This window comes from Variovorax sp. EBFNA2 (assembly GCF_033802765.1).
GTDB classification, from domain to species: domain Bacteria; phylum Pseudomonadota; class Gammaproteobacteria; order Burkholderiales; family Burkholderiaceae_C; genus Variovorax; species Variovorax paradoxus_H.
On record NZ_CP138496.1, the window covers coordinates 3373444 to 3398483 of the forward strand.

17 protein-coding genes and 1 tRNA gene are annotated in these 25040 nt (G+C 66.5%); 7 read left to right on the plus strand and 11 right to left on the minus strand.

The window, feature by feature from the left end; translation table 11 throughout:
* Position 1: 1 nt before the first annotated feature.
* From rbfA to RZE79_RS15840, 9 genes are all read right to left on the minus strand, one after another.
* Positions 2-373 (minus strand): 30S ribosome-binding factor RbfA, encoded by a 372-nt coding sequence (gene rbfA / locus RZE79_RS15800; RefSeq protein WP_062479819.1) that lies wholly within the window; start codon positions 371-373, stop codon positions 2-4.
* Positions 374-490: 117 nt separating this feature from the next.
* Positions 491-3481 carry a translation initiation factor IF-2 gene (gene infB / locus RZE79_RS15805; protein ID WP_153284185.1) on the minus strand — a complete coding sequence of 997 codons (2991 nt, stop codon included), beginning with the start codon at positions 3479-3481 and terminating at the stop codon, positions 491-493.
* Positions 3482-3504: 23 nt separating this feature from the next.
* Positions 3505-4989 (minus strand): transcription termination factor NusA, encoded by a 1485-nt coding sequence (gene nusA / locus RZE79_RS15810; protein ID WP_153284184.1) that lies wholly within the window; start codon positions 4987-4989, stop codon positions 3505-3507.
* A gap of 17 nt (positions 4990-5006) precedes the next feature.
* Positions 5007-5636, minus strand: a complete 630-nt coding sequence (gene rimP, locus RZE79_RS15815) for a ribosome maturation factor RimP (RefSeq protein ID WP_319355349.1) — start codon at positions 5634-5636, stop codon at positions 5007-5009.
* A 188-nt stretch (positions 5637-5824) separates the two neighbouring features.
* Positions 5825-7030 carry a YbfB/YjiJ family MFS transporter gene (locus RZE79_RS15820; RefSeq protein WP_319355350.1) on the minus strand — a complete coding sequence of 402 codons (1206 nt, stop codon included), beginning with the start codon at positions 7028-7030 and terminating at the stop codon, positions 5825-5827.
* A gap of 20 nt (positions 7031-7050) precedes the next feature.
* On the minus strand, positions 7051-8682 hold the full coding sequence (locus tag RZE79_RS15825) for an ABC transporter ATP-binding protein (protein ID WP_373696572.1): 1632 nt from the start codon (positions 8680-8682) through the stop codon (positions 7051-7053).
* Positions 8683-8687: 5 nt separating this feature from the next.
* Positions 8688-9731 (minus strand): ABC transporter permease, encoded by a 1044-nt coding sequence (locus tag RZE79_RS15830; RefSeq protein ID WP_319355352.1) that lies wholly within the window; start codon positions 9729-9731, stop codon positions 8688-8690.
* A complete protein-coding gene (locus tag RZE79_RS15835; protein ID WP_062479827.1) occupies positions 9724-10737 on the minus strand; it encodes a microcin C ABC transporter permease YejB in 1014 nt (337 codons plus the stop codon). Before RZE79_RS15835 ends, RZE79_RS15830 begins: the two co-directional genes overlap by 8 nt.
* Positions 10738-10747: 10 nt before the next feature.
* Complete coding sequence (locus tag RZE79_RS15840) at positions 10748-12580, minus strand: extracellular solute-binding protein (protein ID WP_319355353.1); 1833 nt, start codon at positions 12578-12580, stop codon at positions 10748-10750.
* A gap of 37 nt (positions 12581-12617) precedes the next feature.
* Here RZE79_RS15840 and fabI point away from each other — a divergent pair, with 37 nt between their 5' ends.
* Positions 12618-13400 (plus strand): enoyl-ACP reductase FabI, encoded by a 783-nt coding sequence (gene fabI / locus RZE79_RS15845; protein WP_056580549.1) that lies wholly within the window; start codon positions 12618-12620, stop codon positions 13398-13400.
* Between the two features lie 54 nt (positions 13401-13454).
* Complete coding sequence (locus tag RZE79_RS15850; RefSeq protein ID WP_319355354.1) at positions 13455-14303, plus strand: DNA ligase; 849 nt, start codon at positions 13455-13457, stop codon at positions 14301-14303.
* 133 nt (positions 14304-14436) lie between these two features.
* On the opposite strand, the gene RZE79_RS15855 is transcribed toward RZE79_RS15850, so the two are convergent.
* On the minus strand, positions 14437-16752 hold the full coding sequence (locus RZE79_RS15855) for an arginine/lysine/ornithine decarboxylase (protein WP_319355355.1): 2316 nt from the start codon (positions 16750-16752) through the stop codon (positions 14437-14439).
* A 216-nt stretch (positions 16753-16968) separates the two neighbouring features.
* Here RZE79_RS15855 and RZE79_RS15860 point away from each other — a divergent pair, with 216 nt between their 5' ends.
* The 5 genes from RZE79_RS15860 (at position 16969) to RZE79_RS15880 (ending at position 22474) form a co-directional block, all read left to right on the plus strand.
* Positions 16969-17382: an NfeD family protein gene (locus tag RZE79_RS15860; RefSeq protein WP_319355356.1), complete on the plus strand. Its 414-nt coding sequence runs from the start codon at positions 16969-16971 to the stop codon at positions 17380-17382.
* A gap of 48 nt (positions 17383-17430) precedes the next feature.
* Complete coding sequence (locus tag RZE79_RS15865) at positions 17431-18360, plus strand: stomatin-like protein (RefSeq protein ID WP_319355357.1); 930 nt, start codon at positions 17431-17433, stop codon at positions 18358-18360.
* Between the two features lie 35 nt (positions 18361-18395).
* A tRNA-Ser gene (locus tag RZE79_RS15870) sits at positions 18396-18486 on the plus strand.
* Positions 18487-18598: 112 nt separating this feature from the next.
* A complete protein-coding gene (locus tag RZE79_RS15875; RefSeq protein ID WP_319355358.1) occupies positions 18599-19522 on the plus strand; it encodes an SdiA-regulated domain-containing protein in 924 nt (307 codons plus the stop codon).
* Positions 19523-19615: 93 nt separating this feature from the next.
* A complete protein-coding gene (locus RZE79_RS15880; RefSeq protein WP_319355359.1) occupies positions 19616-22474 on the plus strand; it encodes an ATP-binding protein in 2859 nt (952 codons plus the stop codon).
* On the opposite strand, the gene RZE79_RS15885 is transcribed toward RZE79_RS15880, so the two are convergent.
* A complete protein-coding gene (locus RZE79_RS15885; RefSeq protein ID WP_319355360.1) occupies positions 22372-24978 on the minus strand; it encodes a fimbria/pilus outer membrane usher protein in 2607 nt (868 codons plus the stop codon). The genes RZE79_RS15880 and RZE79_RS15885 overlap by 103 nt on opposite strands.
* Between the last annotated feature and the right edge of the window lie 62 nt (positions 24979-25040).

Here is a 25040-nt window from a genome sequence, read left to right on the forward strand (position 1 = left end):
GCTAGTCGTCTTTCGAGCGCGAAGCAACGGCCTGTGCGATGAGCGCATTCATGTCGGCCGCACGCTCGGTGGTGCGGTCGAACAGGAAGTGCAGCGTCGGCACGGTGTGGATGTGCAGGCGCTTGAACAGGCCGTTGCGCAGAAAGCCTGCGGCCTGGTTCAGCGCTTCGGTGGTCTCGGCCACGTCGCCTGTGAGCAGGCTGAAGAAGATCTTCGCGTGCGCATAGTCGGGCGTGACCTCGACCGCCTGGATCGTGACCATGCCCACGCGCGGGTCCTTCAACTCGCGCGCGATCAACTCCGTCAGATCCCGCTGGATCTGATCGGCGACCTTGAAGGCACGGTTGGGTGCGGCTGCTTTTCTTTTGGGCATTTGATCAATCACTAGCGTCGCGAGATCGGGCTCAGTGCAAGGCGCGCCGTCGCAGACAGTACTTCAGTACGGCAAGACGGCTGCAACGCGGCAATGAGCTCGATATCGCGGCGCGCGTCACAACGTACGCGCAATCTCCTTGATTTCGAAGAACTCGAGCTGATCGCCTTCCTTGATGTCGTTGTAGTTCTTGAGCTTGATACCGCACTCAAAACCTTCGCGGACTTCGCGGACATCGTCCTTCATGCGCTTGATCGAGTCGACTTCGCCGGTGTAGATCACCACGTTGTCGCGCAGCAGGCGGAAATGCGCGCTGCGGTTGACCGAGCCCGAAGTGACGTACGAGCCGGCCACAGTGCCGATCTTCGAAGCCACGAACACCGTGCGGATCTCGGCCGAGCCGATGATCTCTTCGCGGCGCTCCGGTGCCAGCATGCCCGACATCGCGACCTTGATCTCGTCGACGGCGTCGTAAATGATGCTGTAGTAGTTCAGCTGCACGCCGTTGCCTTCGGCCAGCTTGCGCGCACCGGAATCGGCCCGCACATTGAAGCCGATGACCACAGCCTTCGACGCGATCGCGAGGTTGATGTCGCTTTCGCTGATGCCGCCGACGCCGGCGTACACGATCTGCACCTTGACTTCTTCGGTCGCCAGCTTGAGCAGCGACTGGGCCAGTGCTTCCTGCGAGCCCTGCACGTCGGCCTTGATGATGATGCGCAGCGTCTGCACTTCGCCCGCCGACAGGTCGGTGAACATGTTCTGCAGGTTCGCGGCTTGCGCCTTCGCCAGCTTGGTGTTGCGGAACTTGCCGGCACGGTAGGTGGCGATTTCGCGCGCACGGCGCTCGTCGGCCATCACCATGAACTCGTCGCCCGCTTGCGGCACTTCGGTCAGACCCTGGATTTCGACCGGGATCGACGGACCTGCCGACTTGGTGGCCTTGCCGTCTTCGTCCAGCATGGCGCGCACGCGGCCATAGGTCGAACCGGCCAGCACCACGTCGCCGGTCTTGAGCGTGCCGGACTGCACCAGCACCGTCGCGACCGGGCCGCGGCCCTTGTCGAGCTGCGCTTCGATGACCAGGCCCTTGGCGGCGGCTTCGACCGGCGCCTTGAGTTCCAGCACTTCGGCCTGCAACAGCACCTGCTCGAGCAGGTCGTCGATGCCCTGGCCCGTCTTGGCGGACACGGGCACGAACGGCACGTCGCCGCCGTACTCTTCAGGCACGACTTCTTCGGCCACCAGTTCCTGCTTCACGCGGTCCAGGTTGGCGTCGGGCTTGTCCACCTTGTTGATGGCAACCACGATCGGCACACCGGCCGCCTTGGCGTGCTTGATGGCTTCCTTGGTCTGGGGCATGACGCCGTCGTCGGCCGCCACCACCAGGATCACGATGTCGGTGGCCTGCGCACCGCGGGCACGCATGGCGGTGAACGCCTCGTGACCCGGGGTGTCGAGGAACGACACCATGCCGCGTTCGGTTTCGACGTGGTACGCACCGATGTGCTGCGTGATGCCGCCGGCTTCGCCCGCAGCGACCTTGGCGCGGCGGATGTAGTCCAGCAGCGAGGTCTTGCCGTGGTCGACGTGACCCATGACGGTCACGACCGGTGCGCGCGGCAGGGCTTCCGCCTGTTGCGCCGACACGTCCTCGTCGGTGAAGGCTTCCGGGTCGTCCAGCGCGGCAACCACCGCGTTGTGGCCCATTTCCTCCACGATGATCATCGCGGTGTCCTGGTCGAGCGACTGGTTGATGGTCGCCATCATGCCCAGCTTCATCAGCTGCTTGATGACTTCCTGTGCCTTCACGGCCATCTTGTGCGCGAGCTCGGCGACCGTGATGGTCTCGGGCACGTGCACTTCCAGAATGCGCGCCTCGACCGGTGCGGCCGGTGCGTGCTGCTCGTCGTGACCGCCACGGTCGTTGCCGCGACGGCCGCGCGGGCCTCCGCGCCAGTTGCCGCGACCGACACCGCCGCTGGCATCGCCGCGGGTCTTGATTTCCTTCTTCTTGGCAGGATCGCCGGCCCAGCTCGACGAGAGCTTGGCGGACTTGACTTCCTTGCCTGCACCGGCTGCGCCGGGTGCTGCCGCTGCGCCTGCCGCGGCAGGCGCGCCAGGACGTGCGGGCGGCGTGGCCGGCTTGTGCAGCGTGCCCTTGACCGCCGACTTTTCGGGTTGCGGCTTCTCGGGCGCCTTGTGCGGCACCAGCACGCGGGCCGGTGCGTTCATCATGGCGCGGATGGCCTCGGCTTCGGCGAGGGCCTTGCGGCGACGCTCGTCGAGGTCCTTGGCGCGGGCAGCCTCTTCGTCGGCACGGGCCTTCGATTCAGCAGCGGCCTTGGCCTTGGCGTCTTCCTTGGCCTGGTTCGCAGCGTTTTGCGCGGCCAGCTTCGTGTCGGCAGCCTGCTTTTCAGCGGCGGCAGCGGTTTCTGCGGCAGCGGCGGCGGCAGCAACGGCGGCCGGCGCGGCGGGGGCAGCCACCGGCTGCTTCGCAGCTTCCTTGGCGGACGCAGCAGCGGCTTCAGCGGCCTTCTTCTCGGCGTTGAGACGTGCAGCTTCCTGCTCGGCCTGCTCTGCGCGCTCGGCCTTCTCGGCCTGCTCGCGTTCGCGGGCTTCGGTTTCTTCGCGCTGGCGACGCTTCTCGGCCAGCTCTTCTTCCTGGCGGCGGATCAGCTCGGCCTGGCGGCGTGCGTCTTCCTCGCGACGGGCCAGTTCGGCTTCGTCGATCTGAGGTGCGCTCGGTGCGGCGGACGTTTCGGCCGCCTGCTGCTGCGAGCTCTCGGCCGTGGCCGGGTGACCCTCATCTCGCTGGATGAAGGTGCGCTTCTTGCGCACCTCGACCTGGATGGTGCGGGCGCGGCCGGTGGCATCGGCCTGCTTGATCTCGCTGGTCGACTTCTTGGTCAGCGTGATCTTCTTGCGCTCGGGCTCGGCCGTGCCGTGGCTGGCCTTCAGGAAACCGAGCAAGCGCTGCTTGTCGGCCTCCGTGAGTGCATCGGTGGCGGCCGCTTTGGGCACGCCTGCGCTCTTGAGCTGGTCAAGCAAGGTTTCGGGAGTCTTCTTGAGCTCGTTCGCGAACTCGGCGACAGTGGTACTGGACATATTGCTTTCGTGCCTCCATACCGTCACTCTTGGCCGGCGAACCAATGTTCGCGGGCTTTCAAGATGAGGGCTTTGGCGTCATCGGCGCTCAGGCCGGTGATTTCGGTGAGTTCATCGACCGCGAGGTCGGCCAGGTCGTCACGGGTGTTCACACCCGCTTCAGCCAGCTGCGGAATCAGGTCGGGATTGAGGCCTTCGAGGTCGCGCAGGTTCTGCGAAACGGTCTCGACACCTTCTTCCTTGGCGATTTCCATGGTCAGCAGCGCATCCTTTGCACGGGCGCGCAGCTCATTGATGGTGTCTTCGTCGAAGGCCTCGATCTCAAGCATCTCGGAAATCGGCACGTAGGCCACTTCTTCGAGGCTGTTGAAACCTTCCGAAATCAGGATGTCGGCGATTTCTTCGTCGACATCGAGCTTTTCCATGAAGAGCTTGCGGCTGGCATCGGTCTCGACGGCCTGCTTCTGGGCCGACTCGTTCGCGTCCATGATGTTGATCTTCCAACCGGTGAGGTCGGAAGCCAGGCGCACGTTCTGGCCGCCGCGGCCGATGGCGATGGCGAGGTTTTCCTCGTCGACCACCACGTCCATGGCGTGCTTTTCTTCGTCGACCACGATCGACGAGACGTTCGCAGGTGCCAGGGCGCCGATCACGAACTGGGCCGGGTCTTCGCTCCACAGCACGATGTCCACGCGCTCGCCGGCGAGTTCGTTCGTGACGGCGTTGACGCGGGTGCCGCGCACGCCGACGCAGGTGCCGATCGGGTCGACACGCTTGTCATGCGAGAGCACGGCGATCTTGGCGCGCGAACCGGGGTCGCGGGCGCAGCTCTTGATTTCGAGCAGGCCTTGTTCGATTTCGGGCACTTCCTGGCGGAACAGCTCGATCATGAACTCGGGGGCCGAGCGCGACAGGATGATCGGCGCGCCGCGCAGCGTCAGGTCGACCTCCATGATCATGGCCCGCACGCGGTCGCCGTTGCGCAGGTTTTCCTTGGCGATCATCTCGCTGCGGCGCAGGCGGCCTTCGACGCGCCCGGCTTCCACGATGATGTCGCCCTTGTCCAGGCGCTTGACGGTGCCCACGAAGATCTTGTCGCCGCGCGACATGAAGTCGTTGAGCAGCATCTCGCGCTCGGCGTCGCGGATCTTCTGCAGGATCACCTGCTTGGCAGCCATGGCGCCGATGCGGCCGATCGGCACCGAGTCCACCGCTTCCTCGATGTACTCGCCGACTTCGATGTCGGACATCTCTTCCTTGGCCTCGAAGAGCAGGATCTCCTGGTCGGGCAGCTGCAGGCCGGCTTCGTCGGGAACGACGTGCCAACGACGGAAAGTTTCGTAGTCGCCGCTGTCGCGATCGACTGCCACGCGGATATCCACATCACCCTGATGGAGCTTCTTGGTGGCTTGCGCCAGTGCGGATTCGACCGCGCCGAAGACCACGTCGCGCTCGACGTTCTTCTCGCGCGAGATCGCATCCACCAACATCAACATTTCGCGATTCATGCCACCACTCCTCTTGTTCAGTCCGGAACACTCGTTCCGTCGTCAATATCCGAAAAACCCGGTTGGGTTTTGGCCTTGCGGCCCTTGAAATTCACAATCGGCGCGAGCCGCGCATCACGCAGCTCGTCCAATACGAAGCCCAGCGCATGCAACGGTGCAGGCGTGCGCTTCTTGCTCACTTTTTGACCGGGCTTGATCTTGGCCTCGTCGCTCCATACGAGCTGCCAGCCCGAACCGCTCTCCGCACGCTCCAGCGTGCCGCGAAACTTCTTGCGCGTGGCCGACACCTGGCCCGCCGCGGCAGCGCCCATGGGCGCCTTGAGGGTGATGTCGATCACCGCGCCCACGAATCGCTCGAAATCCTGTTCATTGCGCAAGGGTCGGTCGATACCGGGCGAGGAGACCTCGAGCCGCTTGTAATCGACCGCATCGACTTCCAGCGCGAATTGCAGCTGGCGCGTCACCTTCTCGCAGTCTTCCACCGTCACGAAGGGCTCGGGCGTGCCGGCCGCCACAGCTTCGGAGGTGGGGGGCGTCCAGGGCAAATCAATCGTCACGCGCAGCAATCCACCGGCCGAGCGCTCGACCTCGACCAGGTCGTAGCCGAGACCGGCCACGGTTTGTTCTACTGTTTGCTGCAATGCCACGTGTTTGAAAGCGCCTTCTGAATCAATGCCCAAGCCGCAGCACCCGCCCACCACGGATGCCACGACGCCAAATAATTGCTGCTTGAGAATGCATAGACCAAAAAAAACGGGCGGTTGGTACCCGCCCGTTTGGTCGTGAGCCTCGAATTATATGCTATTCGCGTGCATAAATGAAGGGCATCCGCTATTCAAACGGCCAACGGGCGCCTGTATTTCGACCAGACCACGGCAAACAGCACCGCGCCCAGCGCCAAAGCAGCCGCCGCCACCAGCAAAGGCAGCTGGAAAGAGCCGGTGCGCTGCGCCAGTGGCGCGGCAAACAGCGGCCCGATGATCTGCCCCACCCCGTAGGACGCCGTGGCATAGCCGATCAGCCCGGCCGCCGCGTTACCGCGCAGCCGGCGGGCCTCCCGCATGGCGAAAAGCGTGATCGCGGTGAAAGGCATGCCGAGCAACAGGCTACCCACTGCAAAACCTGCAATGGTCGGCCAGACCACCGAAAACACGACGCCGAGCGCCTGCAATGCATAGGCTGCGGCCAGCAGCAGCCGGTTGTCCCAATGCACCGGGGCGCGGGCGCCGATCAATGCACCCGGAATGATGGCCGCGCCGAACAACGGCCAGAAGAAATCCGGCCACGGCGACCCCGGGAGCGCCTGCCGGGCGATCACTGGCAGAAAGGTGGCCGTAATGATGTAACCAAAGCCTGCCAGTCCATAGAGCGCGACCAGCCAGATCGCATCGCTGCGCGCCGAGGCCGATCCGGCGGCGCCAGCGGCCGCGACCGGGACGGCAGCCGCCCCGCCGGTCGCCGTTGCCACCCGCTCGCCATCGTCGAACACCCGCCAGATCACGGCGATCAGCACCACGGCCAGCAACCCGAGCCCGATCCAGCCCGCCTCCGAACCCCAACGACCGAGCGCACCGCCCAGCAGCCCGGTCATGGCGATCCCGATGCCCGGCCCCGTATAGATCACGCCGGCCAGCATGGGCGCGTTCGTCTCCGCCAGCCGGCGCAGCCCCCAGCCCGAAGCGAACACGAAGACCCAGGCGCTCATCACCCCGGCCGCTGCGCGCAGCACGCCCCATCCGATGAAGCTGTGCAGCACTCCCATGCCGACCAACAGCGCCGCCGTGGCCAGCAGGCCGCCGCGCACCATACTCGACGCCTTGATGCCGATGGCCGCGCAACTGACCGCGCCAAAGAAATAGCCCAGGTAATTAAGAGAGGCCAATAGCCCACCGCCGGCCAGCTCGAGTTTTCCCTCGCTCAGCATGATGGGCAGCATGGGCGTGAAGGCAAAGCGCCCCAGGCCCATGGCCACTGCCAGCGTGACCATGCAGGCCAGCGCCGCGCGCCAGGCGCCGCGCCGGTCGTGTCCGATTCCCGACATTGCTTGCGATCTCCGTGTTTTTATTCCAGCAGCGCCGCGGCCACCAGCTTCTGTGTGTAGGGATGCTCGGGGGCATCGAGAACGCGCAGGGCCGGTCCGGATTCGAGGATCGCGCCGTCCTTCATCACGATGACCTGGTGCGCCATGGCGCGGATCACCTCGACGTCGTGCGTGATCAGCAGGTAGCTCAGCCCTCGTTCGCGCTGCAGCCGCTGCAGCAGGCCGAGCACCTGCTTCTGGATGGTCACGTCGAGTGCGCTCGTGGGCTCGTCGAGCACCAGCAACCGCGGATCGACGATGAGCGCCCGGGCGATCGCCAGGCGTTGACGCTGTCCGCCAGAGAACTCGTGCGGATAGCGGTCGAGCAGCGCGGGAAACTGCGCCTCGCTCAGCCCCACGTCGGCCAGCGCCGCGAGCGCGCGCACCCGGCGCGCGGCGGTGTCGAGCTCGGGCACATGCACGCGCAGTCCCTCGCCCACGATCTGCTCCACCGTCATGCGCGGCGACAGCGACGAGAACGGATCCTGGAACACCACCTGCATCGTGCGACGCAGCGCGAGGTCGCAGGCGCGGTCCACCGCCCAGCCCTTCCCCGTCACCTGCAGCTCGCCCTGGTGCTTGAGCAGGCCCAACGCGGCCAGCGCCAGCGTCGACTTGCCCGAGCCCGATTCGCCGACCACGCCCAGCGTTTCACCCGGGGCGATCCGGAAATCAGCGCCCTGCACGGCGACGAACTCGCCCTTGCGGAACCAGCCCGCAAAACCGGGGCGCGGCACCGGATAGCTCACGCGCAGCGCCCGCGCTTCGAGCACCGGCGGCGCTGCGCCGTCAACGGCGGCTTCGGCCACGTCGCGCGATGGATGGCTGTCGATCAGCTTGCGGGTGTACGCGTGTTGCGGCGCCTCGAACACCGTATCGACCGGGCCGTGCTCGACGATGTGGCCGCGCTCCATCACCGCCACGCGGTCGGCGAAGCGGCGCACCAGGTTCAGGTCGTGGGTGATGAGCAGCACGGCCATGCCGTATTTGCGCTGCAGGTCGGCCAGCAGTTCGAGGATCTGCGCGCGCACCGTGACGTCGAGCGCCGTGGTCGGCTCGTCGGCCAGCAGCAGGCGCGGCTTGCAGGCCAGTGCCATCGCGATCATCGCGCGCTGGCGCTGCCCGCCCGACAGCTGGTGCGGGAACGCCCTCGCCCGCCGTGCCGGCTCGGGGATGCCTGTGTCAGCCAGCAGCTGCACGGCCGCCTCTTGCGCGGCGCGCGCCGACAGCCCTTCGTGCAGCTCGAGCACTTCGGCGATCTGGTCGCCCACGGTGTAGAGCGCATTGAGCGCGGTCATCGGCTCCTGGAAGATCATCGCGATCTCCTTGCCGCGGATGCCGCGCAGCTCGCGCTCAGGAATCGACAGCAGGTCGCGCGCCCCGCGCTGATCTTGCGAGCCCGACAGGGTTGCCACGCCAGCGAGTTCGGCGTTCTGCACCAACCGCAGCAGCGAGAGCGCCGTGACCGTCTTGCCCGAGCCCGACTCGCCGACCAGCGCGAGCTTTTCGCCCGCCGCGATCTGCAGGTCGATGCCGTGCACCACCGGCTTGCCGCCGAACGAGACGCTCAGTCCCTTCACGTCGAGCAGGGGTTTGTTGTTCGTGTCGCGCATCGTCGTCATTTGTCGGCCTTCCGCGGGTCGAGCGCATCGCGCAGTGCGTCGCCCATGAAGGTCAGCAGCATCAGCGTGACGACCAGCACGCAGAAGGTGGACAGCGAAATCCACCAGGCGTCGATGTTCCCCTTGCCCTGGCTCAGCAGTTCGCCGAGCGACGGCGTGCCGGGCGGAACGCCGAGCCCGAGGAAGTCGAGCGAGGTCAGCGCGAGGATGGCCGCGCTCATGCGGAACGGCAGGAAGGTGACGACCGGCACCATGCTGTTGGGCAGGATGTGGCGCCACATGATCTGCAGGTTGCCCACGCCGAGCGCCCGTGCGGCGCGCACGTAGTCCATCTGGCGGTTGCGCAGAAACTCGGCGCGCACGTAGTCCGACAGTCCCATCCAGCCGAACAGGCTCAGCAAGATCAAGAGCAGCGACACGCTGGGCGTGAAGATCGCGCTGAAGATGATCAGCAGGTACAGCTCGGGCATCGCGCTCCAGATCTCGATGAGGCGCTGGAAGGTCAGGTCGATCTTGCCGCCGAAGAAGCCCTGCACGGCACCGGTCGCGATGCCCAGCACCACGCCGACCACCGTGAGCGCCAGCGCGAACAGCACGCTCACGCGAAAGCCGTAGATCAGCTGGGCCAGCAGGTCGCGCCCGCGCTCGTCGGTGCCGAGCAGGTTTTCATGCGAGGGCGCAGCCGGGTTCGGCGGCTTCGAGAAGTAGTTGAGCGTGGCCGGGCCGTAGCGATTGGGCGCATACAGCGCCCAGTTGTCGCCCTGGGTGATGCGCTGCTCGATGAAGGGGTCGAGGTAGTCGGCGGGGGTTTCGAAGTCGCCGCCGAAGGTCTTCTCGGAATAGTCGCGCAGCACAGGGAAGTAGGTCTGGCCTTCATAGCGCACCACCAGCGGCTTGTCGGTGGAGAGCACGTCGGCGAAGAGGCTCAGCACCACCAGCGTCGAGAAGACGACCAGGCTCCAGAACCCCAGTGGGTTGCGGCGGAAACGGCGCCAGGCACGGCGCCCGGGGCTCACGGACACGGCGGCGGCTTCAGTCAAACTTCACCCTCGGATCGACCCAGACGTAGCAAAGATCGGAAATGAGCTTGGTCACCAGCCCGATCAGCGTGAACAAGTAAAGCGTGCCCAGGAACACCGGGTAGTCGCGCCGCAGCACGCTCTCGTAGCTGAGCAGGCCCATGCCGTCGAGCGAGAACAGCGTCTCGATGAGCAGCGCGCCCGAGAAGAAGGCGCCGATGAACGCCGTCGGAAAGCCCGTGATGATCGGGATCAGCGCATTGCGGAACACGTGCTTCCACAGCACCTGCCGCTCGGCCAGCCCCTTGGCGCGCGCCGTCAGCACGTACTGCTTGCGGATCTCCTCGAGGAAGGAGTTCTTGGTGAGCATCGCGGTGATCGCGAAGCTGCCCAGCACCATGGCCGTCACCGGCAAGGTGATGTGCCACAGGTAGTCGACGATGCGGGCGCCCCAGCTCAGCGACTCCCAGTTCGGCGAGGTCAGCCCGCGCAGCGGAAACCACTGCAGCTGCCCGCCGAAGATCACCAGCAGCGCCACGCCCAGCACGAAGCCTGGAATGGCATAGCCGACGAGCACCAGCAGCGTCGTGAAGAAGTCGAAGCGCGAGCCCGCGCGCACGGCCTTGGCCACGCCCAGCGGCACCGCGATGAGGTAGCTGATGAAGAAGGTCCACAGCCCCAGGCTGATCGACACCGGCAGCTTCTCCTTGATGAGCTGCCACACGTCCTTGCTCTGGAAGAAGCTCTTGCCCAGGTCGAAGCGCGCGAACTGCTTGAGCATCTGCCAGAAGCGCTCGGGAGCCGGCTTGTCGAAACCGTACAGTGCCTTGATCTCGGCCACCTGCTTGGCGTCGAGCGTGCGGCCGGTGGGACCGCCGGAGATGCGGTTCTCTTTGTTGGTGAGTTGCGAGAGCAGCTGCTCGGCCGGACCGCCCGGCACGAACTGCACGATGGCGAAATTGAGCAGCAGCACGCCGAACAGCGTGGGCACGATCAGCAGGAGGCGTCGGATCAGGTAGGCGGCCATGGGTGTTCTTCTACTTGGCGCTCGGGTCGATCCACCACATCGTCAGCATCGCCGAGCCTGCCAGCAGGCGCTGCGGCAAGGGCGCGTCGGGTCGGCGCAGCTTTCGCTTGTGGGCAATGAAATACTGCTTGCCGTAGTACATCGGGGTCACGTAGTGCTGGTGGAGCAAGTAGCGGTCCAGCAGCCGCGCTGCCGCTGCGAGCGAGGCGCGGTCATGGCTGTTGACGATCACCTCGACGATCTCGTCGATCACCGGATCGCTGATGCCGCTCAGATTCTGGCTGCCCTTCTCGCTCGCCGATTTCGAGCCGAAATCGTCGTACAGCTCGTTGCCCGGACTCGACGAGCCGCCCACGAGGCTGATGGCCATGTCGAAATCGAAGTCATCCAGCTTCTTCTTCAAAAGGCTCGGGTCGCGCAGGCGGTACTCCAGCCGGATGCCCAGCTTGCCGAGGTTGCGCGCATACGGCGCCAGCACCACGTTGGAACTGCGGTCGGCGATGTCGATGGTGATCACGAACGGCGTGCCGGCCTTGTCGCGCAGCGCGCCGTCGCGGTAGGTCCAGCCGGCCTCCTTCAGCAACGCCTGCGCCTTCACGAGGTTGCGCCGCAGGCCATCGGCGGTGTCTCCGCTGCTGTCGGGGCGCGGCAGCTCGCCCTGGGTGTTGTCGAGATAGCGCTGCCTGTTCTTGAGCTTGTCGATCAGCGCCTGCTCCTCGGGGCTGACCGTGGGCTGGGCCATGAGGTCGTTGCTGTTCTGGAAGTAGCTCTGCGTGCGCCCGCGGCGTCCGTAGAACAGGTGGGCGTTGAGCCAGTCGAAATCGAAGGCCAGCGCCAGCGCCCTGCGCACGCGCATGTCGGCGAAGCGGGGCTGCCGCAGGTTCGGCGCCAGGCCCTGCATGCCCGTGAAGCGGCGGTGATCGATCTCTTCCTTGACCAGCTCGCCGGAGTCGAAGCGGCGTCCCTTGTAGCGACGCACCCACGCGATGATCGAGCGCTCTTCCATCGCGTCGAGCGCGCCGGCCTTGAGCGATTCTTCCTCGCCGAGCGAGTCCTTGAAGTACTGGTACGACACCGTGTCGTAGTTGAACATCCCCTTGCGCACGGGCAGGTTGGCGGCCCAGTAGTCCGGGCGCCGGCGGTACGAGATGAACTTGCCGTAGTCGACCTTGTCCACCGCGTAAGGCCCGCTCGCGATCGGCGGCTCAGTCACGATCTGGTCGAAAGGCTTGCCCTTGCCCCAGGCGCTGGAGAACACCGGCAGTCCGCCGATGATCATGTGCAGTTCGGCGTTCTGGCGCACGAAGTCGAAGCGGATGGAGCGCTCGCCCGTCACCACGGCCTCCTTGATGTCGGCCCAGTACGAGCGGAAGGTCGGCCCGGCCGCCTTGCTGCGCAGGGTGTCGAAGGAGTACTTCACGTCTTTCGCGAGCACCGGCGAGCCGTCGGAAAACCGCGCCTTGGGATTCAGCCGGAACGTGACGCTCAGGCGGTCGGGCGCCAGCTGGATGTCTTCGGCCAGCAGGCCGTACTGCGAGAAAGGCTCGTCCTCGCTCGGCGTGGTCAGCGAGTCGAAGAGCAGGCCGTACTCCGAGAACACGAAGCCGTTGGCGCTGTAGCCCATGCCCACCGGCGGCACGCCGCGCAAGGTGAAGGGGTTGAGCTTGTCGAAGCCGCCGGCGGCCGACAACGTGAGGTCGCCGCCCTTCGGCGCGTTGGGATTCACGTAGTCGAAATGCGTGAACGACGCCGGGTACTTGGGTTCGTAACCCATGCCCAGTCCGTGCGCTGCCCACGAGGGCAGCGCCAGGAGCGCCAACATCCAGAGCAGCCAACCTCGCATGCGAGAATTCTGCCCAAGATTTTCACGAGGCAACTTCATGGGCTTTCTTTCCGGCAAGAAACTGTTGATCACCGGTGTGTTGAGCAATCGCTCCATTGCATATGGCATTGCCAAGGCCTGTCACGACCAGGGCGCGGAACTCGCCTTCAGTTATGTCGGCGAGCGATTCAAGGACCGTATCACCGAATATGCCGCAGACTTCGGCTCGAAACTCATTTTTGACTGCGACGTGAGCGACGACGCGCAGATCGACAAGCTCTTTGCCGACCTCGCCCAGACCTGGCCCACCTTCGACGGCTTCGTGCACAGCATCGGTTTCGCCACGCGCGAGTCGATCTCCGGCGACTTCCTGGACGGTCTCTCGCGCGAAGGCTTCAAGATCGCGCACGACATCAGTGCGTACAGCTTCCCGGCCATGGCCAAGGCGGCCCTCCCCTACCTCAACGCCAAGTCGGCCCTGCTCACGCTGACCTACCTGGGCGCTGCGCGCGCACTGCCCAACTACAACACCATGGGCCTGGCCAAGGCTTCGCTCGAAGCCTCGGTGCGCTACACCGCCGCGTCGCTCGGCCCCAAGGGCATGCGCGTGAACGGCATCAGCGCCGGCCCGATCAAGACGCTCGCGGCGAGCGGCATCAAGGGCTTCGGCAAGATGCTCGCGGCCGTGGCCGACGCTTCGCCCATCGGCCGCAACGTGACCATCGAGGAAGTCGGCAACGTGGCCGCCTTCCTGCTGAGCGACCTCGCCAGCGGCGTGACCGCCGAGATCACCTATGTCGACGGCGGCTTCAGCAACGTGGTCGGAGGCATGGCGGAGTAATTCGCACCCTCGGGCGCACGGCGCCCACCCACGCTCCACTCCAGCGCACTCACCGTGTTGAACCGACGCTCCCTTCTCCTGTTCGCGGGACTGGGCACGGCCCTTTTCGGCCATGCCACCTTCGCGGGCGCGGCCGCGCCCGCCCTGATGCTGGCCGAGGTGTACCGCCCCGGCATGTCGCTCGCGGGCTACTGGGTCAGCGAGAAGTTCGACGGCCTGCGTGGCTACTGGGACGGCCAGAAACTCTGGACCCGCGGCGGCGAGCCCGTCGTGGCGCCCATCTGGTTCACCGCCTCGCTGCCCAAGCAGCCGCTCGACGGCGAACTGTGGGCGGGGCGCGGTCGCTTCAATCACGCGCTGTCGACCGTGCGCAGCCAGACGCCCAACGATGCCGCCTGGCAGGAAATCCGTTTCATGGTGTTCGACCTGCCGGCCCAGGGCGGCGACTTCAACACCCGCCTTGCCGTGCTACGCAAGCTGCTGCCGATCACCGATGCCCCGTGGGTCATGGCCGTGCCGCAGCAGCCCGCGACCACGCACGAAGAGCTGCAGGCGCTGCTCGACAAGACCGTGAAGATGGGTGGCGAAGGCCTGATGCTGCACCGGGGCGCGTCGATGTACCGCGGCGAGCGCAACAACGACCTGCTCAAGGTCAAGCCCTTTGAAGACGCCGAGGCCCGCGTCGTTGCGCACCTGCCCGGCAAAGGCAAACACCAGGGCCGGCTCGGCGCGTTGATGGTCGAGATGCCCGGCGGCCTGCGCTTCCGCCTCGGCACCGGCCTGACCGACGCCGAACGCGATCAACCGCCGCCGATCGGCAGCCTGGTGACCTACCGCTACAACGGCACGCACCCGAGCGGGCTGCCGAAGTTCGCCCGCTTCATGCGGATACGCGAAGGCTAGGACCAGGCACTCCCCCAGGCTTCGCGCACTTCGTGTCGCTGCGCCAACCCCCTCGCCGGGGGCAACACCTGCGGCCCGGCAAAGCCGGTTCCGCGGTGTTCCACGAACGGCCCCGAGCCGTTGGTTGTGCGGCTTACTTTGCCGGCTGACGCACGCAGTCCGCGTAGTACCGCTTCTTGCCCGTCTCGTCGATCCGCGCCACGAGGCCGTGGATGTCGGTCTCGAAGCCCGGGCACTGCAGGTTGAACTCGCGCGAGAACTTCAGGTAGTCGACGATCTTCTTGTTGAACACTTCGCCCGGAATCAGCAGCGGAATGCCCGGCGGGTACGGCGTGATGAGGCTCGTGGTGATGCGGCCTTCGAGCTCGTCGATCTCCACGCGCTCGGTCTTGCGGTGCGCAATGTGGGCGAAGGCGTCGCTGGGCTTCATGGCCGGCGTGAGGTCGCTCAGGTACATCTCGGTCGTGAGACGCGCCACGTCGTAGCGCGCGTACAGCTGGTGGATGTGCTGGCACAGGTCGCGCAGGCCCAGGCGCTCGTAGCCGGGGTGCTGCTGGCAGAACTCGGGCAGGATGCGCCACATCGGCTGGTTGCGCGCGTAGTCGTCCTTGAACTGCTGCAGCGCCGTGAGCAGCGTGTTCCAGCGGCCCTTGGTGATGCCGATGGTGAACATGATGAAGAAGCTGTACAGGCCCGTCTTCTCCACGATCACGCCGTGCTCGGCGAGGAATTTGGTCACCACGCTGGCGGGGATGCCGGTCTCGGCGAAGTTGCCCTCGAGGTCGAGGCCGGGCGTGACGATGGTCGACTTGATCGGGTCGAGCATGTTGAAGCCGTCGGCCAGCTCGCCGAAGCCGTGCCAGTTGCGCGGCGACTTGCTGCTCTTGCTCCTGGTCTTGCCCGGCTTGCCGTTCTTCTCGCCCGTCATGATCCAGTCTTCGGCGCGGCCGATGCCTTCGTCGACGAGCTTCTCGGGGCCCCAGACCTTGAACCACCACTCATCCTTGCCGAACTCTTCCTCGACCTTGCGCATGGCGCGGCGGAAGTCGAGCGCCTCCAGGATGCTCTCTTCCACCAGCGCGGTGCCGCCGGGCGGCTCCATCATGGCGGCGGCCACGTCGCAGCTCGCGATGATCGCGTACTGCGGGCTGGTCGACGAGTGCATCAGGTAGGCCTCGTTGAAGAGGTCGCGGTCGAGCGCGCGGTTCTGCGAATCCTGCACCAGCACGTGGCTGGCCTGGCTGATGCCGGCCAGCAGCTTGTGCGTCGACTGGGTGGCGAACACCAGCGATTCCTTCGGGCGCACGCGGCGCTTGCCCATCGCGTGGTACGCACCGTAGAACGGATGGAAGGCGGCGTGCGGCAGCCAGGCTTCGTCGAAGTGCAGCGTGTCGACGTAGCCGTCGAGCATGTTCTTGATGGTCTCGGTGTTGTAGATCACGCCGTCGTAGGTCGACTGCGTGAGCGTCATCACGCGCGGCTTGACCTTGTTCGGGTCCACGTCGGCCAGCAGCGGGTTGGCCTTGATCTTGGCCTTGATCGCGCTCTGCTCGAACTCGCTCTTCGGAATCGGTCCGATGATGCCGAAGTGGTTGCGCGTGGGCTTCATGAACACCGGGATCGCGCCGGTCATGATGATCGCGTGCAGGATCGACTTGTGGCAGTTGCGGTCGACCACCACCACGTCATCGGGCGCCACCGTGTGGTGCCAGACCATCTTGTTGCTGGTGCTGGTGCCGTTGGTCACGAAGAAGCAGTGGTCGGCATTGAAGATGCGCGCCGCGTTGCGCTCGCTGGCCGCCACCGGGCCGGTGTGATCGAGCAGCTGGCCCAGTTCTTCCACGGCGTTGCAGACGTCGGCACGCAGCATGTTCTCGCCGAAGAACTGGTGGAACATCTGGCCCACCGGGCTCTTCAGGAATGCCACGCCACCCGAATGGCCCGGGCAGTGCCACGAGTACGAACCGTCTTCGGCGTAGTCGATCAGCGCCTTGAAGAACGGCGGCTGCACGCCTTCAAGATAGCTCTTGGCCTCGCGGATGATGTGGCGCGCCACGAATTCGGGGGTGTCCTCGAACATGTGGATGAAGCCGTGCAGCTCGCGCAGGATGTCGTTGGGAATGTGGCGCGAGGTCTTGGTCTCGCCGTAGATGTAGATCGGCACGTCGGCGTTCTTGCGACGCACCTCGCCGATGAAGCTGCGCAGGCTCAGCACGGCCGGATCGAGGTCGGGGCCGACCGAAAACTCTTCGTCGTCGATCGACAGGATGAAGGCGCTGGCGCGGCTTTGCTGCTGCGCGAACTGGCTCAGGTCGCCGTAGCTCGTGACGCCCAGCACCTCGAAGCCCTCGCTTTCGAAGGCCTGCGCGAGCGCGCGAATGCCAAGGCCCGAAGTGTTTTCGGAGCGGAAGTCCTCGTCGATGATGACGATGGGAAAGCGAAATTTCATGAGCGGGGCTCCGGACAGGCGGTCAGACAGGCAATGAGCGAGGCGCGAAGTGTACGGAATTCGGATGACGGGTTGCGGCCGCCCCGTTCAAGCCCGCAGAGGCGCGCGATCGTGAAGCGCCCCAGCGGGCGCCATACCCCTACGCGACACAGGCGCATGGCACGCCATGCAGCAGAATGGCGACGGTCCAAGTAACAAAACAAGAGAGGAGTTGCCATGGGACATCCCACCTTCTGGTGGCTGATCGCAGGCGCGGCCATCGTGGCCGAGTTGTTGTCCGGCACGGTGTACCTGCTGCTGCTGGCCACGGGCTTCGCGGCCGCCGCCATCGCCGCGCACCTGGGCTTCGGCCTCGTCACGCAGTTGCTGGTGGCCGCCGTGGTCGGCGTGGGCTCGGTCGTGACCTGGTACCTGATCCGGCGCAACCGTCCGGCTGCGCCCTCCAGCGATCTCAACCTGGACATCGGCGAGAGCGTGTTCGTCGATGCCTGGAACCCCGACGGCACCGCCACCGTGCGCTACCGCGGCTCGCAATGGACCGTCGTGCTGCGCGCGGGCCATGCACCCTCTACCGGCGAACATCGCGTGGTCGAGGTCATCGGCAGTCGCCTCGTGGTCGACAAGATCTAGCAGTTCAATCGGTCAGTCAGAAAAACGTATTCGAAAAGGAAGCACACCATGGAATTTTCCGTTCCTCTCATCATCCTGGTCATCGCGATCATCTTCATCAGCCAGTCCGTCAAGTTCGTGCCGCAGCAGAACGCCTGGGTGCGCGAGCGCCTGGGCAAGTACCACGGCACCATGACGCCCGGCCCGAACTTCCTGATCCCCTTCATCGACCGCGTGGCCTACAAGCACAGCCTGAAGGAAATCCCGCTCGACGTGCCCAGCCAGATCTGCATCACGCGCGACAACACGCAGCTGCAGGTCGACGGCATCCTGTACTTCCAGGTGACCGACCCGATGCGCGCGAGCTACGGCTCGTCGAACTACATCGTGGCCGTGACCCAGCTCGCACAGACCTCGCTGCGCAGCGTGATCGGCAAGCTCGAGCTCGACAAGACTTTTGAAGAGCGCGACGTGATCAACGCCCAGGTCGTGGCCGCCATCGACGAGGCCGCGCTCAACTGGGGCGTGAAGGTGCTGCGCTACGAAATCAAGGACCTGACGCCGCCGAAGGAAATTCTGCTGGCCATGCAGGCGCAGATCACCGCCGAACGCGGCAAGCGCGCGCTCATTGCCGCCTCGGAAGGCCGTCGCCAGGAACAGATCAACATCGCCACCGGCGAACGCGAAGCCTTCATTGCCCGCTCCGAGGGCGAGAAGCAGGCCCAGATCAACAACGCACAAGGTGAAGCTGCCGCCATCACCGCAGTGGCCACGGCCACGGCAGACGCCATCGAACGCGTGGCCGCTGCCATCCAGAAGCCGGGCGGCGAACAGGCCGTGCAGCTGAAGGTGGCCGAGCGCGCCGTCGATGCCTACGGCAAGGTCGCTGCCGATTCGAAGACCACGCTCATCGTGCCGAGCAACATGACCGAGACGGCCGCGCTGATCTCGTCGGCCATGCGCATGATCCAAACCGGCAAAAGCGCCGACCCGAACTGAAACCGCTGAAAACCCGCGCTACAATCGTGGGCTCAGGAGCGGTGGATGAGCGGTTTAAGTCGCACGCCTGGAAAGCGTGTGAGGGTTAATAGCCCTCCGCGGGTTCGAATCCCGCCTGCTCCGCCAGAGAAGTCATGAAAACGGGGCCTTGTGCCCCGTTTTTCTTTGGCGCTCATCTTTCAGCCCACTGCTGCAGTGGCGCACCTTCCGCTCTTTCGAAGACTCTAGACTCGACCGCATGACGCGCAAGAGCTCCCGCAAGCCCCTCGTTTTCTTCGCCGTCGTCTTCGGCCTGGGCGCGCTCATCGTCTGGTACTTCAAGGTGCTGGCGCTCGGCTATTACTGGCTGAGCACCACGCTGGGCGCATCGCAGTGGGCCGGCACCTCGCTGTGGCTGCCGGGCTACCAGGTCGCGATCGAGGGCATGCCGATCCAGGGCCTCACGCGCAACACCTCGGGGCTGACCTTCAACACCGAGACCGGCACCCTTTTCACGGTGATCAACCGCCCGCCGCAGATCGCGGAGCTCACCACCGACGGGCGGCTGCTGCGCGTCATCGCGCTCGACGGCGTGAAAGACCCCGAGGGCATTACCTACCTGCAGGGCGACAGCTACGTGATCTCGGACGAAGACAGCCACCGCATGCACTGGGTGCAGATCGCCCGCGAGACGCAGCGCGTGTCGGTGGTCGGCCGACGGAGCCTGGGCATCGGGATCGACAAGCTGCACAACAGCAGCTTCGAGGGCGTCTCGTGGGACAGCGTACACAAGCGCCTGTACGTGGTGCGCGAGAAGCTGCCCATGCGCGTGCTGGTGATCACGGGGCTGGACCCCACCATGCCGTCCTCCGGTTTCAACATCGACATCAGCGAATGGAAATCGTCGCGCGCATCGTCGCTGTTCATGAGCGACCTGTCGTCGGTCACGGTGCACGACGAGACCGGCCATCTGCTGCTGCTCAGCGACGAATCGGCGCTGGTCGTGGAATACGCGCCGGATGGCCGCCCGGTCAGCATGCTGCCGCTGTGGCGGGGGTTCAACGGCCTGCGGCGGAAGGTGCCGCAGCCCGAGGGCGTAGCCGTCGGGCCCGACGGCACGCTGTACCTGCTGTCCGAGCCCAACCTGTTCTACCGCTTCGCGCCGGCAGCGAAACCGTCGTAGCCCGCCCGAACACGCCCGGTTTTTCCTTGACCGGGCACGCAAGGCCCTACCATGGCGGGCATCTCCTGCCCGCTCCGGTCAACGGAAGCCATGATGCCCAGCGATCTCCCGCGTTTCTTCGGCTTCGGCGCCTCGCGCGCCACCCCACGCGGCGTGATCAGCCTGCTGAACCGCTACCAGCGCGCGCTGCTGTACGTGGGCGGCACCGTCACCTCGCTCGTGCTGCTGGCCGCCACCGGCGTGATGCTCTCTTCGCAGGTGCGCGACTACGTGGCCGAACGGCAGGGCGAGTTCAACGCGCGCAGGGCCCTGCTCCATCTCGAACTCTTCGTGCGCCAAGGCTCGGTGCGCATCAACATCTTTCACGAGGAAGGCGCCTGGGAGCGGCGGGCCCGCGCGCCGCAGTCGCTGGTGGACAGCTTCGCCGCGCACGACGGCCGGCTGGTGCTGCCGAGCAACAAGGACTTCCCGCCGATGCTGCTGCTGGGCGATCTTTCGCCGCAGCGCCCGGCCGACGCCTTCTCGCAGTACCTCGGGCTGGCCGAGGAGGTCGGCTACCGCTCGGCGGCCTACACCAAGACGCTGACGCTGCACTCCAGCTACTTCTACGCGCCCGACCTGAGCTTTCTGGCCGTGGTGCCCGCCCCCGCCGCGGCCGACCTGTTCGAGCGCCACGGCGCGCGCAGCACCGAAGACCTGATCCGGCGCATCGCGCCCCCCGAACTCGGCGACCTGAACGACCCGGCCGTGGTCGCCCGCCTGCGCGACAGCGGCACGGCCGTGTGGCTGCCGCCGGCCGTGAGCCCCTTCACGGGCGAGACGGTGCTGCGGCTGGCGCAGCCCGGCTTTCACGACGGCAAGCCCTTCGTGGTGCTGGTGAACGACTACCCGCTGGACATCATCACCGCGCACCTGTCGAACGAGCGCCACGACGAGGTCTCGATGTTCGTGGGCGCGTCGGGCCGCGTGATCGCCGAGACGCACGGCCCCACCAGCACCGAGGGCCTGCAGGCGCGCGCGCTGCAACGCTCGCAGGCCTCGCTGGCCCCGAACGGCGCGACGCTGCAGTACGGCGACGGCCTCTTCACGCTGCGCGCGCCCATTGCCGACGCGGGCTGGACCTACCTCTACGCCTTTTCGTGGCGCACCATCGCGTCCGAACTCGGCCTGCGGCTCGCGCTCTACGCGGGCGCCATGCTGCTGCTCATCGCCTTCGTCTGGGCCGCCCTGATCCTGCTCGATCGCAAGGTGTTCCGGCCCGGCTATGCGCGCTCGCAGCGCATCGTCGAGAGCGAGAACCTCAACCGCACCATGGTCGCGACCACGCCGTCGGGCCTGGCGCTGCTGCGCTATCCCTCGGGCGAGGTGCTGCTGCAGAACCAGGTGATGCAGGCCTGCACCGACAACGCGCGGCCCGGCGACCCGCCGCTGCCGCAGCGCCTGCTGCGCCTGTACGACGACGCCCCGGGCGCGCCCGAATGGCTGCCCGACCTGGAGCTGCCGGTGACGCTGGCCAGCGGCGACGTCACCGAACTGCTCGTGAGCGTCGTGCGCACCAAGTACCAGGGCAGCGACGTGCTGCTGTGCAACTTCTCCGACATCACGACGCGCAAGAACGCCGAGCGCGCACTCGAGAGCGCCCGCGAGGCCGCGCACCAGGCCAACCACGCGAAGTCGGCCTTCCTGGCCATGATGAGCCACGAAATCCGCACGCCGCTGAACGCGATCATGGGCAACCTCGAGCTGCTGCAGCGCTCGCCGCTGTCGGCCGCGCAGAACGAGCGGCTGGGCGCCGTCACGTCGTCGTCGACCGCACTGCTGGGCATCATCAACGACATCCTCGACTTCTCGAAGATCGAGTCGGACCAGATGCGGCTGGAGTCGATCCGCTTCGACCTCGCCGACACCGCACGGCAGGTGATCACCGTCTTCACGCCGCTGGCGCAGTCCAAGCGACTCGCGCTCGACTGCGTGGTCGGCGACGACCTCGCCCCGCACTACCTGGGCGACCCGACACGCATCCGCCAGCTGCTGATGAACCTGCTGAGCAACGCCATCAAGTTCACCGACACCGGCGACGTGCTGCTCGAGGTCTACCTGAAGGACGACACCGACCCCGCGTCGCCCGTGGTGATCGGCGTGAGCGACACCGGCATCGGCATGACCGTGGCGCAGCAGCAGGCGCTGTTCCAGCCCTTCACGCAGGCCGACAGCAGCATCGCGCGCCGCTTCGGCGGCACCGGCCTGGGGCTGGCGCTGTGCCGCAAGCTGACCGGACTCATGGGCGGCGACATCCAGGTCGTGAGTGCGCCGGGCAAGGGCAGCACCTTCCTCGTCACGCTGCCGCTGCCAGCCGCACCCGCCCTGCCCGCGCGCGTGGCCGCGCCGCCGATCGCCGATACGCAGGCCGCCGCGCCCACAGCGCACATCCTCGTGGTCGACGACCATCCGGCCAACCGCGAGCTGGTGAAGATGCAGCTCGAAGCGCTGGGCTACACCTCCGACCAGGCCTCGGGCGGGCTGCAGGCGCTCGACCTGTTCGCCACGCGCCGGCACGACCTCATCATCACCGACATCAACATGCCGGGCATGGACGGCTACACGCTGGCGCGCGCGCTGCGTGCCCAGGGCTCGCGCGTGCCCATCGTGGCACTCACGGCCGACGTGGCGGTGCGCGAGCGCGAGCGCTGCGAATCGGCCGGCATCGACACCGCGCTGATCAAGCCCATCCTGCTCGACACGCTCGAGCAGACCGTGCGGCAGCTGACCCTGCGCGATCCGGGCGCCGCACCACCGCCCAACGCCGCATCGGGGCATCTTGCTTCTGAGCAATCAGAAAATGAATACGCTCAGCGCGCGGTAGATGCCGCACGATTGACCAGATCGCAGCTCGCCTCGACCCGCTCATACCCATCGGCCTTCGCGCCCTTCTCCCGCACCGGCATCTCGTAGCTGATTCGGCACATCGCCGCACCGCCCTCGGCCGCCATCACGGTCAGTTGCCCCTTGTCCTGCAGCCCGCGCGCAATGAACTTGCTGCCCTGGCCCACCACGCCGATCGGCTCCTGCTTTTCATCGAGCACCGTCGCGCCGAAGGGCAGCGCGGAACCGTCCGCCTGCTTCACCTGGAACAGCGCCGTGCGGCCCGACTTGGTCTCGTACTTCAGCAGCACGATGGCGCCGGCGCGCGGCGCCACCTGCTGGCTCGTCACCTGCAGTTCGACGTCGGTCGACATGCCCTTGGGGTCGAGCTCGACGCCGTTGCTGCTGTAGGGCGTGAGGTACGGCACGACGACATAGCCGCTGCCGTTGACCTTCACGCCGGGTGCGTTGATGAGGCGTGCGCCTTCGGCGTCCGGGGCTTCGACGATGCCGAAGGTTTCCGACAGCGAAGGCGCCAGCGTGATGCCGCCCGGGTGGGCGACCACACCGCCGCGCATGCCAACGGAGGCCTGCGTATGACTCGAGCCCACGCCCACGGTGCCCGACAGGTCGCCGACCGAGGTGCGGTAGAACAGGTTGGCGCTGGCCGCCGTCTGGCGCTCCTGCCCCGCGCCGGAGCCGTGGGTGAAGCTGGCGCCGTACGACAGGTCGCTGGCTTCGCCCAGCGAGCCCGACACCGTCGACTGCATGGCGAGGCGGCCCGCGCCGTCGCGCGACATGTTGGCGCTGACCGACACCGGGTTCGTCTTGCCCAGCGGAATCGACAGGCTGGCGCTGTACATGGTGCTCGACTTGCCGTCGGCCGCGCGCTGGCGCGACACCTGCACGCCGTAGCTCACGCTCTTGAAGCGGTTGTTGTAGCCCAGCGTGTAGCCGACATCGGAGGCCGGGCGGTTCCAGTAGCTGGTGGCCGACACGGTCGCCTGCAGCTGGCCCCAGTTGTCGCCCAGCTGCTGGCTGTAGGTGGCCTGCGCGCGGTTGCGCTGGCGGCTCACCGATTCGATGGACTGGCCGCGCTCGGCCACGTCGCGCACGCGCAGCGCGGTGTTCAGGTCCATGTAGCCCTCGGTCGAGTAGCGGTACGCGGCCAGCGCGATGTTGCCGCCGGTGCTGGGCAGGTCTTTCGAGTAGCTGACGCGCGCGCTGCCGCCGCCCATGCGCGGCAGGTTGGCCAGCGTGGTCGACGACTGCGTGTAGTCCACGCCGATGGCGCCGAACGAGGTGTTGAAGGCGCCGCCGAGCATCAGCGCGGTGTAGCCCTGCGACAGGTTCACGCCGCCGTAGGCGGTGAGCATGTTGGAGATGCCGCGCTGCCAGGTGGCCTGCACGAGGGCGGGGCTGCCCAGCAGCTGGTTGTTGCGCACCACGCCGGCCGACACGCTGAAGCGGTTGGCGCCCACGCGCAGCGACATCGGCACGGCCGCGTACGGCACGAGAAAAGTGTGCTCGCTGCCGTCCGCCTCGGCGACGGTCACCGCCAGGTCACCGCCGTAGCCGGTGGCGTACAGGTCGTTGATCTCGAAGGCGCCCGGGGCCACGGTGGTGTCGTAGACGACGGAGCCGCTTTGCTTGATGGTGACCTTCGCGTTGCTGCGCGCGGTGCCGCGCACGGTGGGCGCGTAGCCGCGCAGCGACTCCGGCACCATGCGGTCGTCGGTGGCCAGGCGCACGCCGCGGAAGGCGGTCGAGTCGAACAGCTCACCCGAGGTGTGGGTTTCGCCGATCGTCAGCTGGGCCGACAGCGACGGCAGGTCGCGCTGCACGAAGGTCGAGATGCGCTGGTAGCGGCTGCCGGTCTCGGAGCTCCACAGCAACGCGCCGTCGTGGCGAAAGCGCCAGACGTCGGCGTTGAAACCCCAGCGCGTGCCGAGGTACGCCTGCGTCTGGGTCTGCCCCAGGCGGCGCGAGTGGTTGGCGTAGAGGTTGAAGCTGTAGTCCAGAAAGCCGGCGGTGACGCCCTTGTCCCAGAACTCGGGGCTCACGTAGCCGCGCGCCTGGCGGTTCATGGCCACCTGCGGAATGCTCAGCTTGAGGCGTTGGTCGCCGAAGTCGAAATCGGCGCTGGCGCCGGGAACGATCTGCCCGATGGGCAGGCAGGTGCCGGCATCGGCCAGGCGCTCGAGCACGTCGGCGGGAAGCTTCTTCAGGTCGACGCCCGCGCGCTCCAGCTCGCGCTTGCCCAGGCAGGGCTGCGCGCTGGCGCCGTCGGCGGCGCCGTGTTCGCGCTTGAAGGTCACATCGGTGCGGCCGATCCAGCCGTCGTTCACGAGCAGGTCGACGCTGTACTTGCCGGGCGCCACGATGTTGCCCTTGCTGAAGCGGCTCAGGTCGACGCCCTGGCTGCTGCCCGGTGCGAGGAAGGTGGTTTCGAACTCGACCTGTGCGACCTGGGTGGCCGCCGTGTCCGCATGCGCGCCCACCTGCCAGGCCGACAGCGCAAGCAGCACCATCGCGCAGACGGGGCTGAGCAAGAAGTCCTGGCGGGAAGATCGGGGCTGGAAGTGGCTGTTCATGGCGGTACTCAGTGCAAAGGGACAGGGGCTGGACGCAGCCGTCCCCGGGAGGCCGGCGCACC

What these genes read in the sequence shown, in the direction of transcription:
- rbfA (WP_062479819.1), bottom strand. Translation starts at nt 373, where the DNA reads ATGCCCAAAAGAAAAGCAGCCGCACCCAACCGTGCCTTCAAGGTCGCC.
- infB (WP_153284185.1), bottom strand. Translation starts at nt 3,481, where the DNA reads ATGTCCAGTACCACTGTCGCCGAGTTCGCGAACGAGCTCAAGAAGACT.
- nusA (WP_153284184.1), bottom strand. Translation starts at nt 4,989, where the DNA reads ATGAATCGCGAAATGTTGATGTTGGTGGATGCGATCTCGCGCGAGAAG.
- RZE79_RS15820 (WP_319355350.1), bottom strand. Translation starts at nt 7,030, where the DNA reads ATGTCGGGAATCGGACACGACCGGCGCGGCGCCTGGCGCGCGGCGCTG.
- RZE79_RS15825 (WP_373696572.1), bottom strand. Translation starts at nt 8,682, where the DNA reads ATGCGCGACACGAACAACAAACCCCTGCTCGACGTGAAGGGACTGAGC.
- RZE79_RS15835 (WP_062479827.1), bottom strand. Translation starts at nt 10,737, where the DNA reads ATGGCCGCCTACCTGATCCGACGCCTCCTGCTGATCGTGCCCACGCTG.
- RZE79_RS15840 (WP_319355353.1), bottom strand. Translation starts at nt 12,580, where the DNA reads ATGCGAGGTTGGCTGCTCTGGATGTTGGCGCTCCTGGCGCTGCCCTCG.
- fabI (WP_056580549.1), top strand. Translation starts at nt 12,618, where the DNA reads ATGGGCTTTCTTTCCGGCAAGAAACTGTTGATCACCGGTGTGTTGAGC.
- RZE79_RS15855 (WP_319355355.1), bottom strand. Translation starts at nt 16,752, where the DNA reads ATGAAATTTCGCTTTCCCATCGTCATCATCGACGAGGACTTCCGCTCC.
- RZE79_RS15860 (WP_319355356.1), top strand. Translation starts at nt 16,969, where the DNA reads ATGGGACATCCCACCTTCTGGTGGCTGATCGCAGGCGCGGCCATCGTG.
- RZE79_RS15865 (WP_319355357.1), top strand. Translation starts at nt 17,431, where the DNA reads ATGGAATTTTCCGTTCCTCTCATCATCCTGGTCATCGCGATCATCTTC.
- RZE79_RS15875 (WP_319355358.1), top strand. Translation starts at nt 18,599, where the DNA reads ATGACGCGCAAGAGCTCCCGCAAGCCCCTCGTTTTCTTCGCCGTCGTC.
- RZE79_RS15880 (WP_319355359.1), top strand. Translation starts at nt 19,616, where the DNA reads ATGCCCAGCGATCTCCCGCGTTTCTTCGGCTTCGGCGCCTCGCGCGCC.
- RZE79_RS15885 (WP_319355360.1), bottom strand. Translation starts at nt 24,978, where the DNA reads ATGAACAGCCACTTCCAGCCCCGATCTTCCCGCCAGGACTTCTTGCTC.